Source organism: Streptomyces sp. NPDC002669, from assembly GCF_042889165.1.
In the GTDB taxonomy this organism is placed as follows: Bacteria; Actinomycetota; Actinomycetes; order Streptomycetales; family Streptomycetaceae; genus Streptomyces.
In genome coordinates this window covers 21,057-35,616 of sequence record NZ_JBIAQQ010000018.1, presented here as the reverse complement: position 1 = coordinate 35,616, position 14,560 = coordinate 21,057, and the positions used below count along the sequence as shown (strand labels likewise).

The window sequence follows — 14,560 nt, the reverse complement described above, 5'->3', positions numbered from 1 at the left end:
TATCCGCCTCCACCGACAATCGGGCGGCCACCACGGGGCCGCCACGGCCCCGCTCGCGGACCGGCCGGGTGTCCTCCGGCCGCCGCGGCCCCACTCGTGGACCGGCACGCGACGCGACGGGCCCTCAGGCCGTACGGCGTCCCCACTGCGCCGCCAGCACCACCAGCCCCACCCCGAACCAGCACACCCCCACCACCTGCGCGCTCGCCGTCGCCTCCACGATGACCGCGATCAGCACCCCCGCACCCACCACCGGCACCAGCACGTGCCGCCACCAGCTCGGCGGCCCCTCCATCCGCCGTACGGCGAACCAGCCGACCACCGACGCGTGCAGCAGCACGAACGCCGTCAGGGCGCCGATGTCGACGACCGACACCAGATGATCGAGACCGTCGTCCCGCCGGGCCGCCCACACCGCGGCGACCAGCGTCACCGTCGCCGCCAGCAGGATCGCGAACCGCGGCACCCCCGACGCCGGATCGACCCGGGCGAGCATCCGGGGCAGCCGCCGTTCCCGGGCCATCGCGAAGAGCAGCCGCCCCGCGGCCGCCTGCCCGGCCAGTGCCGCGAAGGCCGCGCCGATCGCCTTGCTGACCGCCACCAGATCGTGCAGCCAGCTCCCGACCGCCGCGTCCACCGTGTCGTAGAACGCCGACCCCTGCGCGGCCGGATCGGCGGCCAGCTCCGCCGACGTCATCGGCTCCAGCAGCGCCGCCAGATACGCCTGCGCCACGAACAGCGTGCCCGCGAGCACCAGGCAGAAGAGCACCGCCCGCGCCACCTTCTCCGAACCCCCCGTCACCTCCTCCGCGAACGAGGCGATCGCGTCGAAGCCGAGATAGGACAGCACGGCCACCGAGACCGCCCCCACCACCGCCGACATGGAGAAGGCGGAATCCCCGGTGAGCGGGGTCAGCCAGCCGCGCTGCGCCCCGTCCCGCACGAGGACCACCACCGCCGACACCAGGAACACCAGCAGCACCACGATCTCCATCGCCAGCACCGCGAAACCGACCCGGGCGGCGGCCCGTACGCCCCAGAGGTTGAGCAGCGTGGTGACGACGACCGCGAGCGCCGTCCACACCCACCGCGAGACCGACGGGACGAGCGCGTTCAGCGCGATCCCGGAGAAGAGGTAGGCGACCGCCGGGATCAGCAGGTAGTCGAGCATCGCCATCCACCCGGCGATGAACCCCGGCCCCTCCCCGAGCGCCTTGCGCGCGTACGCGAAGACCGAGCCCGCCAGCGGCGCGACCCGCACCATCTGGGCGTAGCTGAACGCCGTGAACGCCATCACCACGGTCGCCGCGACGTAGACCAGCGCGACCGCGCCGTCCGACTTCGCGTCCAGCGTGCCGAACACCCCGACGGGCGCCATCGGCGCGATGAAGAGGAGCCCGTAGACCACCAGGTCCCGGAAGCCGAGCGTCCGCCGCAGCCTGCCACCCTCCTGGTGCGCCCCGGCGGGGTCCCGCGTCCCCGTGCCCCCGCCCGCGCCGTCGCCGGCACCACTGCCGCCGTCGCTGATGCCGCCGGTCTCCGACATGAGCCCTCCGTTGTCCGCGTACGCATCAGTTTTGCGACAGTGCGGATCTTTCGCGCGTCCTGCTCGGCCTTACGATGGGACGCATGACTGCTACGACACCTCGCCGCGTCCTGCTCGCCGCTCCCCGTGGCTACTGCGCGGGCGTGGACCGTGCCGTGATCGCCGTGGAGAAAGCCCTGGAGCAGTACGGCTCCCCGGTGTACGTGCGCCACGAGATCGTCCACAACAAGTACGTCGTGCAGACCCTGGAGAAGAAGGGCGCGATCTTCGTCGAGGAGACGGCGGAGGTCCCCGAGGGTTCGATCGTGATGTTCTCCGCGCACGGCGTCGCACCGACCGTGCACCAGGAGGCGGCCGAGCGGAAGCTCGCCACGATCGACGCGACCTGCCCCCTGGTCACCAAGGTCCACAAGGAAGCGGTCCGCTTCGCGCAGGAGGACTTCGACATCCTCCTCATCGGCCACGAGGGCCACGAGGAGGTCATCGGCACCTCCGGCGAGGCCCCCGACCACATCACGCTGGTCGACGGCCCCGAGGACGTCGCCGGTGTCGAGGTCCGCGACCCGTCGAAGGTCGTCTGGCTCTCCCAGACGACGCTCTCCGTCGACGAGACGATGGAGACGGTCGGCGCGCTCAAGGAGAAGTTCCCGCTCCTGATCTCGCCGCCCAGCGACGACATCTGCTACGCCACGCAGAACCGTCAGATCGCCGTGAAGCAGATGGGCGCGGACGCCGACCTCGTGATCGTCGTCGGCTCCAAGAACTCCTCCAACTCGGTCCGCCTGGTCGAGGTCGCCCTCGGCGCGGGGGCGAACGACGCCCACCTGGTCGACTTCGCCGAGGAGATCGACGAGGCGTGGCTGGAGGGCGTCTCCACGGTCGGCGTCACGTCCGGCGCGTCCGTGCCCGAGGTGCTGGTCGACGGGGTCCTGGAGTGGCTGTCCGCGCGCGGCTTCGAGGACGTGGAGATCGTGAAGGCGGCCGAGGAGTCGATCACGTTCTCGCTGCCCAAGGAGCTCCGCCGCGACCTGCGCGCCGAGGCCGCCGCACTCTCCGGGAAGTAGCCGCCGCACTCTCCGGGGATCCGGGAAGCGGGAGCCCCGGCGCGCCCCTCCTCCAGCGGACGCGTCCTCGCGTTCCGGGGAGTGCGCCGGGTCGGCTGCCCGTACCGTGGACCGCATGCAGATCTTCGGCGTGGACATCGGCGGATCCGGGATCAAGGGTGCTCCCGTGGACCTGGACCGCGGGGACCTGGCGCAGGAGCGTCACAAAGTACTGACGCCGCACCCGGCGACCCCCCAGGACGTGGCGGGGTGCGTGGCCGAGGTGGTCGGCCACTTCGGCTGGGCGGGGCCGATCGGCATCACCTTCCCCGGCGTCGTCACCGGGGGACACACACGCACCGCGGCCAATGTCGACAAGGGCTGGATCGACCTGGACGCCCGAGGACTGCTCGGCGACCGGCTGGGGCAGCCCGTCACCATCCTGAACGACGCCGACGCGGCGGGCATCGCCGAGATGACCTTCGGCGCGGGCCGCGACCGCAAGGGGACGGTGATCGTGCTGACGCTCGGTACGGGGATCGGCAGCGCCCTGTTCACCGACGGCCGGCTCGTGCCCAACACCGAGCTGGGCCATCTGGAGCTGAACGGCCGCGACGCGGAGAAGCACGCTTCGACCAAGGCGCGCGAGGACGAGGACCTGAGCTGGCACCACTGGGCGCGCAGGCTGCAGAAGTACCTGGCCCATGTGGAGATGCTGTTCTCGCCGGAACTCTTCATCATCGGCGGCGGGGTCAGCCGCAAGGCCGCCAAGTTCCTGCCGCTGATCGAGAACGTACGGGCCGAGCTGGTGCCGGCGCAGTTGCAGAACAACGCGGGCATCGTGGGCGCGGCGATGGCGGCCGGCGGCCACTGACCACACGGCGACGGCGGCGGCCCCGGGGAAGAGGGGCCGCCGCCGTCACCTCGCCGTGCGGCGAGCGGGTGCGGGGCGGGTCACCGCCGGGGGCGGCGGGGCGCCTGAGCGGACCGGGAGGGCCGGGCCGGGGCCTGCGCGGACCGCGCCGCCGCCTGGCCGGGGCGCGCGGTCTGGGCGGCGAGCAGCAGACGGCGCCGACGCTGCCGCATCAGCCGGACCTTCCGTACGGTCGCGATGACGCCGGCGACGAGCGTTCCGCCGTACAGCCACCCGGCGTGCACGGCGAGCGCCGTGACGACCGCCATGGTCCGGCCGCCGAAACCGCCCGTGCCACCGGCGATCGGGACGACGCCGACGGTGAACGCGATCGGCACGATGATCGGCGCGGTCACCAGGTCCGCGGGCCGCACCCACAGCGCCGTCAGCGCGCTGACCGGCAGGAACAGCGCCCCGAACACGACCGGCGAACCGTCGAGGAGCAGCAGGTCGAGGCAGCCCAGCACGAGCATGGAGGCGGCGGCGAAGAGCCCCGCGCCGATGCCGGTCAGCCGCGGGTTGGGCAGCCTGCGCAGCGCGAGCACGACGGGCGGCACCGGCCGGGACCGCCCCTCGGGCGCCCTGATCACCCGGTAGACGGTCGCGGTTTCCTCGATGGTGCCCTGCGGGGACAGCGGGGCCTGCTGGGCCTGCCTGCGCTGCGGGGGACGTGTCCTGTGCTGCTCCACCGGGACAACGTAGGTCGCCGGGCGGGAGGAAGCGGGTGCGGGACACGCGCTTTGGGCGACCTAGGCGATGAGTTCGATGCCACACGGCCGAACGGGAACCGATCGCCCCCGCACCCGTACCCCCCGGGCCCCTTGCCTCCCCGCCCCGGCCGGACCCGTGGTTGCCCGGTCGTGCTCGCCCGTAAACTGGAGAATCGGCCCACCGGGTCCGCAACCGCTCCACCCACCACCTCCTCACTCCTCAGGAAGTCGCCAACGTGTCGCTCACGATCGGAATCGTCGGCCTGCCGAATGTCGGCAAGTCGACCCTGTTCAACGCCCTGACCAAGAACGACGTGCTGGCGGCCAACTACCCGTTCGCCACGATCGAGCCGAACGTCGGCGTCGTGGGCGTCCCGGACTCCCGCCTGAACAAGCTGGCGGAGATCTTCGGCTCCCAGCGGCTGCTCCCCGCCACGGTGGACTTCGTCGACATCGCCGGCATCGTCCGCGGCGCCTCGGAGGGTGAGGGCCTGGGCAACAAGTTCCTGGCGAACATCCGCGAGTCCGACGCGATCTGCCAGGTCATCCGCGCGTTCAAGGACGAGAACGTCGTCCACGTCGACGGCAAGGTCTCGCCCAAGGACGACATCGAGACGATCAACACCGAGCTGATCCTCGCCGACCTCCAGTCGGTCGAGAAGGCCGTCCCGCGCCTCACCAAGGAGTCCCGCCTCCAGAAGGACAAGGTCGCGGTCCTCGCTGCGGTCGAGGAGGCCCAGAAGATCCTGGAGTCCGGCCAGACCCTCTTCGCCGCGGGCATCACCGCCGGCACCGAGAAGGGCAGGCTCCTCCACGAGCTGCACCTCCTGACCACCAAGCCCTTCCTCTACGTCTTCAACGTCGACGAGGACGAGCTGGTCGACGAGGACTTCAAGAACGAGCAGCGCGCCCTGGTCGCCCCCGCCGAGGCGATCTTCCTGAACGCCAAGATCGAGTCCGAGCTGATCGAGCTCGACGACGAGGAGGCCCTCGAACTCCTCCAGTCCATGGGCCAGGAAGAGCCCGGCCTGGCCACCCTCGGCCGCGTCGGCTTCGACACCCTGGGCCTGCAGACCTACCTCACGGCGGGCCCGAAGGAAGCCAGGGCCTGGACGATCAAGAAGGGCGCCACGGCCCCCGAGGCGGCCGGTGTGATCCACACCGACTTCCAGAAGGGCTTCATCAAGGCGGAGATCATCTCCTTCGAGGACCTGGTCGAGACCGGCTCGGTAGCCGAGGCCCGTGCCAAGGGCAAGGCCCGCATGGAGGGCAAGGAGTACGTGATGCAGGACGGCGACGTGGTGGAGTTCCGGTTCAACGTGTAACCGTGCAGTGGCCGCATGCTGGGTGGTTCCGTCAAGCATGCGGCTCAGTAGGGGTCGGGCTTCGGTGAGCCCGGCCCCTACGTCGTCCCCGTGCTGGACGGGGGCTGGGTATTCCGACGTTGCGCCAGTGGTGGTTGGGCTCGGCCCTCGCCCCCGGCGCAGCGCGGCGGGGCGCTGACCCGGTCGGGTGGGGGCGGCCCTGCTCGGCAGACAGTTCGAGCATCGGCTGGAAGCCGGAGTCCTCCCCGTCTGGAACGGGCGGGAGGTACCCGTCGGGGACGGTGCGGGTGGCGGCGGCGAGTAGGTGGTACAGGACTTCCCGGTCGGTGGCCGGGGGGAGCCGAAGTGCGGCGAGTGGGCGGTGGCGGACGGTGGGGGTGGTCCGGGTGGTCGTCGAGGTAGTCGGAGTTGAGGGCAGGAGGACGGAAGCCGGCCAGGGCGTCGTGCCAGGACGGGAGGACGATGGCGAGGGTCAGGGCCTCGGCGGGCACTTCGTCGATGACACCGGGCCGGGCCTGCTTGCCGTCCCTCCCGTACGGACTCATCTCCGACTCGTGGTCGAAACCGGGTATGAGCACGCCGGCCGGGGTGAAGAGGATGGAGAAGCCGTCGCCCGAGCCGTTCTCCATCAAGGCGGCCTCTGTGCCGGGGCCCCAGGCGGCGTCGAAGGTGGAGCAGCAGAACCGCGGATCGTCGCCGATCGGGGGGCAGGACGGCCAGTGGGTGCGGAGTCGAGCGGGGCCGAGGAGGCAGGCGGCGGTTTCGGGCACAGTGCTCATGACGCCATGGGAGCAGCCGGTACTGACAATCTGGCGCGGCCGCTCGGGCGATGATGCCGCTACCCCGGCGGATTCTGACCGATCACAGCTGCTCCTGGCGCAGGATCAGGTGTCGTAAACGGTGGAGCGATGCCCGACGTGCACGACCCACACCACCAGCTCACCGTTGTCGATCGTGTAGACGACGCGATAGTCACCCACACGCAGGCGGCGGCGTTCGGGCTGGGACACGAGTGCGGTGGTGTTGAAGCCGAGTGGGTCGCTTTCCAGCTCGGTCAGCTTGGCCAGGATGCGGAGCGCCGTGTCGCGGGGGATCTTGCGCAGCTCTGCCTGAGCTTCGGGCCGGAAGACGGTGCGGTACTCACTCACTGCGTGCCAGCGTCTCCCTCATGATGTCCTCGATCGGGATGCCGGGTGCCGGATTGGCCATGCGCTCGTCGATGATCCGGTTGATCTCGCGCTCTTCCCATTCCTGGTACTTGCGCAGCACCTCGATGGACACCACGGCAGCGACTTCCTTGCCCCGGCGTGTGATCACAGTGGGCACGTCGTCGCGGTCTGCGCGCTCCACGACCTCCGCCAGGTGAGCGCGCACGTCGCGGATGGACTCTATGGGCAGCGGCTGCGTCATGCGCTCAAGTGTACCGAGTGTCCCATGTGTACACAACGGGTGCGGTGGGTCCGTGGCGCTCTATCGCTCGTGCTGGATGTGCTGGATGAATTCGTACCGTGCTGGATCGGTGCTGGATGGCCACTTTCGGAACCGTGTTTTCGCAGGTGGGAGCTCTATGCTGAGCGTTCCGCTTCAACGTCTGATACGTCCGGTGAAAGGCTGTTCGACCCGCAGTGGAGCGGGTCGGGCGGCCTTTGCGTTCCGAGGGGGGCGCGGTGTGCCGGGGCGGTGAGCCGGTATGGCCGAGTCACGGCCTCCCCGGCCGTACGCGGTCCTGAAGGAGACTGTCGCGGTCCTGCTGGCCGGCAGGGGGATTGGTGATCCGCTCGCTCCTCCCGCATGGGCCGGCCCGGTTCCTTCGGCGATGGGGCGGGGCCGCCCGGCCGAGACGTTCGTCGCTCGTCGGGGCAAGGGCGGGAACCCGAAAGGGGTCATCGTCTTCACCGTGCACGCGAGGGAGTCGGCCAGGTGTCGGGACCGCCCCGAGCTGTTCACGGTTCGCCTACTTCAAGCCGACCCTCGTCGCCTCTTCGGGGGCTGCGCTCAGCACGGAGGCCAGAAGTCCGGGGAAGCGCGTTTCGAGGTCGTCCGCACGGAGCTTGACGTAGCAGCGCGTGCCCTCGTCGCGGGTGCGGGTGATGCCGGCGCTGCGCAGCGTCTTCATGTGATGGCTCAGCGTCGACTTCGCCACCGGTGCGTCGAGCTCGCCCCACTGGCGCTCGTGCCCGTCGGCGAGCAGGCAGACGATCCCGAGGCGCAGCGGGTCGGACATGGCGGACAGCACGCGCGTGAGGGAGAGGTCCGTCGTGTCCGGGTGCTTGTCGTCCGCGTGATCCGCCGGTGCCATGCGATCACTCTACCTTGTTCGTGACCTGTCGAACGATCTACCAGATTGTTCGATGTTCGTGAAACATCGAATGGGCTGGTCGTGTCCCGCATCGTCCGAAGGAAACCCATGCCCCGCAGATCTCTGTGGCTCGCCGCGCTCTTCATCGCGGCCCTCGCTCTCGGCACCGACGAGTTCGTCATCGCCGGTGTGCTGAACGCGGTGGCCGCCGACCTCGGTGTCACGCCCGGCACCGCGGGTCAGCTCGTGACCGCATTCGCCCTGACCTTCGCCATCGGCGCTCCGGTGCCGGCGGTCTGGCTCGACCGTTACCCGCGACGGCTCGTGATGTGCGGCGGGCTGACGGTCTTCGTGCCGGCGAACATCGGATGCGCGTTCGCCCCCGATCTCGCGTCGCTGCTCATCCTGCGGATCGTCGCGGGGCTGTCGGCGGCGGCGGTGTCGACCACCGCGTTCGTGGCTGCCGCCGAAAGCGCGCCCGACGGCAAGCAGGGCGCATACCTGTCCCTGGTGACCGCCGGCCTCACCGTTGCGCTGTTCACGGGCGTCCCTGTGGGTACCTGGGTCGCCGGCGCGTGGGGCTGGCGCTCGACGTTCGTACTGATTGCGGCCGTCGCCGCCCTGGCGGAGATCGTCGCCCTGGCGACCATGCCGCGCCTGCCCGGCTCCGAGCCGATGGCGCTGAGCGCCCGGCTGGCCCCGCTGCGACGCCCGGCGGTGCTGCGCATGGTGGTGGCGATCTTCCTGTGCGGAACCGGCGGCCTGATCTTCTATACCTACCTCGGCCCCATCTCGGTGTACGCCCTCGGCACGGACGCGCATCTGCCCGTGGTGCTGCTGCTGGTGGTCGGCCTCGTCGGGGTCATGGCCGCCCTGTTGGGCGGCCGTCTGACCGACAGCTACGGCCCCCGCCGCGCACGCCTGGCGATTCTGGGCGGCCATGCTCTTGCACTGGCCCTTGTGGCGATCGTGGTCGTGGTGGGCTCCTCGCCATGGGTGTTCCTGGCCGGGGCGGCCGGGTGGTCGGTGTTCGCCTGGGCGCTCAACCCGCCCATGCAGGCCGGCACGATCGCTGCGGCACCGGAGGCGGCGATGACCGCCGTCTCCCTGAACATCTCCGGTCTCTATCTCGGCACCGCTGCCGCCGGGGCTGCCGGCGGGCTGCTTCTCGACCGCCTCGGTGCGACCGCGATTCCGATCGTCGGTGCGGTCGCCCTGGCGGGAGCCTGGTTGATCGCCGCCCCCTCGGTCGGGACCCGTGCGGAGGCTGGTGAGGGCTGACGGCCTGCGGCTCTCCGAGCCAGGTCGAGCAGTTGCGACTCCGTCCCGTGATTGCCGGGGAGCCGGGTGCTTTCGCCGGCCCTCCTCCTCACCGCTCCGGTGCCTCGGAGGCCGAATCCGCCGCCGGTCGTCGCGTGTTCTTCGGGGACGGGAACCCGAAGGCTCCGTGAGGGTGGGAGCACTGCGGACATGCCGCGGGCGTCTCGCAGGTCAGGGCATGGAGAAGCAGGCGTCGGGACGCCTCGATCTCGCTCGCGGCGCGCTCCAGGGCTTTCAGCCGGTCGCGCAGTACGGGCTCCCGCTCGTGCTGCGGTCCGTGGAGCATTTTCGCGACCTCTTCAAGGCTCAGCCCCGCGGTCCTGCCGCATTTGATCAGCTCGATCTGGGCGTCATGGGCCGGCCCGTACCGGCGGTGCCCCGACGGGGAGCGCTCGGGCAGGAGCGCGCCGACGTCTTCCCAGTGCCGAAGCACGTGGGCGGCCAGGCCGTGGTGCGCGGCGACTTCTCCGATCGTGCGGGGCATCGGTTCTCCTCGTCCTTGACTTCAGGTCGACCTGAAGTTCCACCCTGGGCAAACTACTCCGACGAGAGGACCAGCCATGACCGTGGACGCGCTCCACCAGGTACTGAGCGATTTCAACGAGGCCGACGCGTTCTTCGACCACCTCGCCGACGACGTGGTCCTGGAGTTCCCCTACGGTCCGACACTGGGGCTGCCGGCCCGTGTCGAGGGAAAGCCGGCGGTGCGGGCACACCTCTCCGCCGTGCGGGCAGGCGGACTGAGGATCGGCGCCCCGGCCGTCGAGCGGATCACCGAGGGGCGTTACCTGGCCGAGTACACGGGGACGTATCGGGCCGCCGACGGGACGGTCGCGGACGTTCCCCTGATCGCCGTCATCGACATCGACGGCATCGCGATCACCCGCATCCGCGAGTACTGGGACACCCTGCTTCTGGCGAAACTGAACGCCGACGCGTAACCACCGCCGCACCGCGCAATGGCCACGACACCTCGCGGCGGAGGATCCCGTGACCACAACGGTCCCGGCATCCTCCGCCGCCCCGTCGGGGATCAGCAGGCTCGGCCCGCTTCCGCCCGGTCCTTCCGCCCCGCCCGCGCGGTCGCTGCTCCTTCGCCCATCGTGCCCACGATCACCGCGAGGGCGACGGCGACCACCTGTGCGCCGGCGGCCCACATCGGCAGATCGCCGGCGGGGGTCCCTCCGCCCAGCAGCGCGGTGCCCAGCGCGGAGCCCACGGCCGAGCCCAGGTACATGGCCGCCATCTGGAACGCGACGATCGTGGTCGTCGCCCCGGGACGCGAGCGGGTCAGGGCGTCCTGCAGCGTGGGCACACCGGCCCACCCCGTCGCGCCCCAGACGAGGACCGCGGCCAGCCATGCCACCGGCTGCGGCAGGAACGCGACCACGGCGAACGAGGCCAGCAGCGCCGTCGCGAGGACCGGCAGCAGCCGCCTGGACCCGACGGCGTCGATCTGCTTGCCGATGAGCATCGAGCCCGCCACTCCTCCGATGCCCCACACCCAGATCAGCGCGAAGCCCCACGCCCGAAGTCCCCTGTCGGCGGCCGTCGGAAGCATGTAGGTGTACAGACCGAGGCTGGTCACGCCGAAGACGAACGCGAGCAGGATGCCGAACAGCACCTGCGGCGACCTGATCGCCGACGCCCCGGAGCCCGGCTCGTCCGGGATCGCCGGGATCTCGCCGCCGCGGAGTGCCAGCGCGGCCATCGACACGACCCCGACGAGGACGACCAGCCCCATGGTCCAGCGCCACCCGATCTGCTCGCCGATCAGCATGCCGACGGGGACACCGGCCACGGTCCCGGTGGACAGCCCGAAGGTCACCATGGCCATGGCCCGGCCGCGCTGCTCCTCGGGGGCCAGGCTCGCCGCGGCGGTGGTGGCCACCGCGGTGAGGACGCCGGCCCCCGCCCCGGAGAGCACTCGGGAGCCCAGGAACACCGGCAGGTTCGGCGACAGCGCGGTGATCAGGTTCGCCCCGTTGAACAGCCCCAGCGCGAGGAGCAGCCCGCGCTGGGCAGATCCCTTCGCGGCCGGTTTCGACAGCGTCGTGCCGGCGACCGCGTAGGCCGCGGTGAACGCGGTCACGCCGAGGCCGATGGCCCCGACCGTGGTCGCCAGGGAGTCGGCCATCTGCGGGAGCACTCCGGCCAGCACGTACGCGTCGATCCCCAGGGACACCGCGGCGACGACGAGCGGCCATACCTTGCGGATCACCGTTCAACTCCCATGCTTCGTTCTCCCTTTCGGCTGTCGTGTCGAGCCGCCGCGCCTCTGTGGAGGCCGTCTCGCGATGGGCCCGCACGGATGTGACCGGCCTCGACCGGCCGTCTCGCGACCCCCGTGATCCGACCGTATTTGCGCCTTATGGGGGTTACAATGTTTCCCTTTATGGTGTTACTGGAAGTGATGGTCCGGCAGGGGACGATGGTGTGGGCTCGATGAGCGCAAGACGGATGGAACGCACGAGGCCGGAACTTGCCGCGTTCCTCCGCAGCCGCAGGGAGCGGGTGACTCCGGAGGAGCACGGCCTGAAGGTCTCCGGCCGACGGCGCACGCCCGGACTGCGGCGCGAAGAGGTCGCGGCCATGTCGGGCGTCGGGATCACCTGGTACACCTGGCTCGAACAGGGCCGGGACATCGGCGTCTCGGCCGAGTTCCTGGACGACCTCTGCGGAGTCCTCAAGCTCGATGCCGCGGAGCGCCGGCATCTGTACATGCTCACGCAGAAGCGGCTCCCCAAGGAGCCGGCGCGCACCGCGTGCACGGTGCCTCCCGTCGCGCACGACCTGCTCGGGAGGCTTCCCGAGAGTCCCTCGTTCGTCCTGAACCTCAAATGGGACGTACTGGCCTGGAACGCCTCCGCGGACAAGCTCTTCGGGTTCTCGGCCCAGCCCGACGAGCAGCGCAACATGCTCTGGATGACGTTCGCCGACGAGCGTCTGCGGGCGAGGCTGTCACCGTGGGAGGAGCAGGCCCGGCAGATCCTCACGAGCTTCAGGCGCGACTTCGCGCACGCACCTCAGGACGCGGAGATCGTGGCGCTGACCGAGAACCTGTCCCGCATGGACCCGACGTTCCGGCAATGGTGGAAGCGCCCCGACATCGACGGCAAGTGCACCGGCCGGCGGACGTTCGACATCGAGGGCCTCGGCGAGGTCGAGCTCTCGCACATCACGATGACGCTGGAGAGCGACAAGCATCTGCGGTTCGTCTACTACACGCCGCTCGGCGACTCCGCCGACGCCTTCGGCGGCTGGGTGAAGGGCTGACCTCGGACCGGACGCGAGGAGAATCCCCGGGATCGTGCCGACCGGAGGGGGTTCCTTTCTTCGCCGGGCGGGGAGGGCCCCGGGTCGGGGCGGCCGGGGGCGTGAAGGCCGGACGCTTCCTCGCCGTCTCACCATGCAGTTGACGGTCCGGAGCACTTCGGGCAGGGCGGTTGCGAGCCCGGCATGATTCAAACGGGAGGCCCTAGAGTCGGGTCCAGCCGTTGGCGAAGTCGCACTGGAGGTCGGTCCAGCGGCGAAGCTCGGCGGGGGTGTAGCTGGGGTAGCCGAGGCGTCCCACGCCCATGACCCACTCGTCCCAGGGGCCGTCGGGCTCCGTGAAGCGGTCGGTGTGGTGGGTACCGAGGAGGGCGTCGAGGCGGAGGAGGGCGCCCAGGGCGGCGGCCTGGTCGTAGTGGAGGTCGGTGCGGGGGAGGTAGCGGTCGAGGTAGGCAGTGAGGATCTCGGCGTCGGCGTGTGTGCCGAAGCGGGCCAGGGCGAAACAGTAGGCGCCGCCGGAGTAGCAGACCTCGCTGGCCAGGAACAGGTCGCCGATGCGTGCCCGGAACCGTTCACGGCGGTCGACGCCGATCAGCCAGGCGGCGGTGAGGCGGGAGCGCCACTCGTAGCCGAGGAGGGCTTCCAGTTCCTCGTCGGTGATCGTGGCGGCGTCATTCAGCAGGTGTCGGGTGAAGCGGGTGGTGTGCCACCACCGGGGGCCCAGGAACCGTCCGCCGTTCAGTACGAGGTAGCGCGGGAGGCCCCCGTACGTCCTCGTCACGTAGCGCTCGACCACGTGGCCGTAGCCGGTCTCATCAGGACGCCGGGACGGCATCGGTCACCTCTCCGGGTGCAGGTCGGTACGGTCGATCCAGGTGGGGACGGTGAAGATGTTGTCGCCGGCGGGGGCTTCGGAGGCTTCCAGCAGGGACCAGGTGCGGGACTCTTCGACCAGGTGCTCCCAGGGCGCGGTCCAGTCGAGTTCCCAGTTCAGGCCGGGGCCGGAGACACCGTATGTGCCGCCGGTGTCCAACCGCCAGAACTGGAAGTAGAGGATCACCTGGGCGTGGTCGGCCAAGTCGTTGATGATCTCGGCGAAGTGGGCCGAGGGCCAGCCCGGGGCGTTGTCCGCAGCGGTGGCTCGTAGGCGCGCGGTGAGCGGGGGGACGACGGGGGTGCGTGCACCGAGTGCGGTCAGGGCCCAGCGGATGCCCTCCGGCTCGCTCCAGTCCGGTGGCGTCGCCCGTTCCAGGTAGGCGTGGTAGGCGCGGCGTACGTGCTCGACCGCGCCGTCGATCTCCAGACTCGCCAGGGCCATTGCCGCCCATTCCCGGACGGTGGAGTCGTCGCTGCGCAGGAGGGTGATCAGAGTAGGGCCGCAGCGTGGGTCCGCCACCTCTTCGAAGACTTCGATGGCGGTCAGCTGACCGAACCCGCCAAGGGAGGGCAGTCCGTCGATGAGGGCGGGGGTGGCGTCGGAGCCGATCCCGATCAGTTCTGCGCGGGCCTCGTACGACGGGCCAGCAGAGTCGTCGAGTTGCTGGATGAGTCTTCCGATGTGGGTGGTCATGGGTGAGCCCGGCGCCAGAAAGCGGGGAGCCACCAGCAGAGCACCGAGTGGTCCTCGGGCCACGGAGCGTGGTTATCGGCTGCCCAGTCCTCGAAGGCGTCCAGTGTCGGGTCGATGGGGCGCCAGGTGGGGTCGAGCAGCTCGTTCTCGGCCAAAGGGCGGACGAACCGACGGCCGTGCTCGTCGCAGACGCCGAAGTCCTGGTAGTTGCGTCGGGCCTCGATCAGGGAGACCTTGTTCGTGCCGCCTGCCGTGGTCGGCCGACGGAACTGCACCCTGTTGTCCTCCCAGAAGCAGACGGGGCAGATCTCGTACGAGCCGGGCATGGCGTCAAGCACGGGGTGCCCGCAGCAGGGCAGGAGTAGCGGTCGCTCACCCAGGCAGTCTTCTCGCCGGTCCCGCAGGTGTGCCATGGATTTCTCGGCCGCGGGGTATCCGGGCAGACCGCAGCGAGTCCGCGGGATACATGTAAACAGCCGTCGGGAGTCAACGCATGCCGACGAGAAAATGCCAGGTCAGAGCCTTGGGCGAGGCTTCGCCGCAGGTTCGGGATCAGGTATT

General features: G+C 70.4%; 16 protein-coding genes. 6 read left to right on the top strand and 10 right to left on the bottom strand.

Annotation, left to right across the window (positions count from 1 at the left end):
- Positions 1 to 124 precede the first annotated feature (124 nt).
- On the bottom strand, positions 125 to 1,546 hold the full coding sequence (locus ACFYW1_RS24820) for an APC family permease (RefSeq protein WP_388997187.1): 1,422 nt from the start codon (positions 1,544 to 1,546) through the stop codon (positions 125 to 127).
- 74 nt (positions 1,547 to 1,620) lie between these two features.
- Between ACFYW1_RS24820 and ACFYW1_RS24815 the strand changes: the two genes are divergently transcribed.
- Positions 1,621 to 2,610 (top strand): 4-hydroxy-3-methylbut-2-enyl diphosphate reductase, encoded by a 990-nt coding sequence (locus tag ACFYW1_RS24815; protein WP_388997184.1) that lies wholly within the window; start codon positions 1,621 to 1,623, stop codon positions 2,608 to 2,610.
- A 115-nt stretch (positions 2,611 to 2,725) separates the two neighbouring features.
- Complete coding sequence (gene ppgK, locus ACFYW1_RS24810; protein ID WP_388997181.1) at positions 2,726 to 3,463, top strand: polyphosphate--glucose phosphotransferase; 738 nt, start codon at positions 2,726 to 2,728, stop codon at positions 3,461 to 3,463.
- 80 nt (positions 3,464 to 3,543) lie between these two features.
- Here the strand turns inward: ppgK and ACFYW1_RS24805 are convergent, their stop codons facing one another.
- The gene (locus ACFYW1_RS24805; RefSeq protein ID WP_388997559.1) at positions 3,544 to 4,089 is read right to left on the bottom strand and encodes a DUF6542 domain-containing protein; all 546 of its coding nucleotides are present in this window, start codon (positions 4,087 to 4,089) and stop codon (positions 3,544 to 3,546) included.
- A gap of 359 nt (positions 4,090 to 4,448) precedes the next feature.
- Here ACFYW1_RS24805 and ychF point away from each other — a divergent pair, with 359 nt between their 5' ends.
- Positions 4,449 to 5,537 carry a redox-regulated ATPase YchF gene (ychF, locus tag ACFYW1_RS24800; protein WP_385607865.1) on the top strand — a complete coding sequence of 363 codons (1,089 nt, stop codon included), beginning with the start codon at positions 4,449 to 4,451 and terminating at the stop codon, positions 5,535 to 5,537.
- 884 nt (positions 5,538 to 6,421) lie between these two features.
- On the opposite strand, the gene ACFYW1_RS24795 is transcribed toward ychF, so the two are convergent.
- The 3 genes from ACFYW1_RS24795 to ACFYW1_RS24785 form a co-directional block, all read right to left on the bottom strand.
- A complete protein-coding gene (locus tag ACFYW1_RS24795) occupies positions 6,422 to 6,685 on the bottom strand; it encodes a type II toxin-antitoxin system RelE/ParE family toxin (RefSeq protein WP_356292697.1) in 264 nt (87 codons plus the stop codon).
- Positions 6,678 to 6,947 carry a type II toxin-antitoxin system Phd/YefM family antitoxin gene (locus ACFYW1_RS24790; RefSeq protein WP_007266282.1) on the bottom strand — a complete coding sequence of 90 codons (270 nt, stop codon included), beginning with the start codon at positions 6,945 to 6,947 and terminating at the stop codon, positions 6,678 to 6,680. The genes ACFYW1_RS24795 and ACFYW1_RS24790 overlap by 8 nt, the downstream gene beginning before the upstream one ends.
- 544 nt (positions 6,948 to 7,491) lie before the next feature.
- Entirely contained in the window at positions 7,492 to 7,836 is a 345-nt protein-coding gene (locus ACFYW1_RS24785) for an ArsR/SmtB family transcription factor (RefSeq protein WP_388997175.1), read from the bottom strand.
- A gap of 81 nt (positions 7,837 to 7,917) precedes the next feature.
- On the opposite strand from ACFYW1_RS24785, the gene ACFYW1_RS24780 reads away from it, so the two are divergent.
- Entirely contained in the window at positions 7,918 to 9,117 is a 1,200-nt protein-coding gene (locus tag ACFYW1_RS24780; RefSeq protein ID WP_388997172.1) for an MFS transporter, read from the top strand.
- 88 nt (positions 9,118 to 9,205) lie between these two features.
- Here the strand turns inward: ACFYW1_RS24780 and ACFYW1_RS24775 are convergent, their stop codons facing one another.
- A complete protein-coding gene (locus ACFYW1_RS24775; protein WP_388997169.1) occupies positions 9,206 to 9,640 on the bottom strand; it encodes a MerR family transcriptional regulator in 435 nt (144 codons plus the stop codon).
- 76 nt (positions 9,641 to 9,716) lie between these two features.
- Here ACFYW1_RS24775 and ACFYW1_RS24770 point away from each other — a divergent pair, with 76 nt between their 5' ends.
- Positions 9,717 to 10,097 (top strand): nuclear transport factor 2 family protein, encoded by a 381-nt coding sequence (locus tag ACFYW1_RS24770; protein WP_388997166.1) that lies wholly within the window; start codon positions 9,717 to 9,719, stop codon positions 10,095 to 10,097.
- 92 nt (positions 10,098 to 10,189) lie between these two features.
- Here ACFYW1_RS24770 and ACFYW1_RS24765 read toward each other — a convergent pair whose 3' ends face one another.
- On the bottom strand, positions 10,190 to 11,377 hold the full coding sequence (locus ACFYW1_RS24765) for an MFS transporter (RefSeq protein WP_388997163.1): 1,188 nt from the start codon (positions 11,375 to 11,377) through the stop codon (positions 10,190 to 10,192).
- A 239-nt stretch (positions 11,378 to 11,616) separates the two neighbouring features.
- On the opposite strand from ACFYW1_RS24765, the gene ACFYW1_RS24760 reads away from it, so the two are divergent.
- Complete coding sequence (locus ACFYW1_RS24760) at positions 11,617 to 12,432, top strand: helix-turn-helix transcriptional regulator (protein ID WP_388997160.1); 816 nt, start codon at positions 11,617 to 11,619, stop codon at positions 12,430 to 12,432.
- A 202-nt stretch (positions 12,433 to 12,634) separates the two neighbouring features.
- Here ACFYW1_RS24760 and ACFYW1_RS24755 read toward each other — a convergent pair whose 3' ends face one another.
- Genes ACFYW1_RS24755 through ACFYW1_RS24745 form a run of 3 tightly spaced genes read right to left on the bottom strand, consistent with a single transcriptional unit; the run spans position 12,635 to position 14,337 of the window.
- Complete coding sequence (locus ACFYW1_RS24755) at positions 12,635 to 13,264, bottom strand: DUF6000 family protein (protein ID WP_388997157.1); 630 nt, start codon at positions 13,262 to 13,264, stop codon at positions 12,635 to 12,637.
- Between the two features lie 3 nt (positions 13,265 to 13,267).
- The gene (locus tag ACFYW1_RS24750) at positions 13,268 to 13,999 is read right to left on the bottom strand and encodes a HEAT repeat domain-containing protein (protein ID WP_388997154.1); all 732 of its coding nucleotides are present in this window, start codon (positions 13,997 to 13,999) and stop codon (positions 13,268 to 13,270) included.
- On the bottom strand, positions 13,996 to 14,337 hold the full coding sequence (locus ACFYW1_RS24745) for a CPCC family cysteine-rich protein (protein WP_388997151.1): 342 nt from the start codon (positions 14,335 to 14,337) through the stop codon (positions 13,996 to 13,998). Before ACFYW1_RS24745 ends, ACFYW1_RS24750 begins: the two co-directional genes overlap by 4 nt.
- Between the last annotated feature and the right edge of the window lie 223 nt (positions 14,338 to 14,560).

Bases quoted from the DNA above. Each gene is read 5' to 3' on its own strand.
- ACFYW1_RS24790 (WP_007266282.1), bottom strand. From the start codon at position 6,947: ATGACGCAGCCGCTGCCCATAGAGTCCATCCGCGACGTGCGCGCTCAC.
- ACFYW1_RS24760 (WP_388997160.1), top strand. From the start codon at position 11,617: ATGGAACGCACGAGGCCGGAACTTGCCGCGTTCCTCCGCAGCCGCAGG.
- ACFYW1_RS24755 (WP_388997157.1), bottom strand. From the start codon at position 13,264: ATGCCGTCCCGGCGTCCTGATGAGACCGGCTACGGCCACGTGGTCGAG.
- ACFYW1_RS24820 (WP_388997187.1), bottom strand. From the start codon at position 1,546: ATGTCGGAGACCGGCGGCATCAGCGACGGCGGCAGTGGTGCCGGCGAC.
- ppgK (WP_388997181.1), top strand. From the start codon at position 2,726: ATGCAGATCTTCGGCGTGGACATCGGCGGATCCGGGATCAAGGGTGCT.
- ACFYW1_RS24775 (WP_388997169.1), bottom strand. From the start codon at position 9,640: ATGCCCCGCACGATCGGAGAAGTCGCCGCGCACCACGGCCTGGCCGCC.
- ACFYW1_RS24815 (WP_388997184.1), top strand. From the start codon at position 1,621: ATGGGACGCATGACTGCTACGACACCTCGCCGCGTCCTGCTCGCCGCT.
- ACFYW1_RS24750 (WP_388997154.1), bottom strand. From the start codon at position 13,999: ATGACCACCCACATCGGAAGACTCATCCAGCAACTCGACGACTCTGCT.
- ACFYW1_RS24770 (WP_388997166.1), top strand. From the start codon at position 9,717: ATGACCGTGGACGCGCTCCACCAGGTACTGAGCGATTTCAACGAGGCC.
- ACFYW1_RS24785 (WP_388997175.1), bottom strand. From the start codon at position 7,836: ATGGCACCGGCGGATCACGCGGACGACAAGCACCCGGACACGACGGAC.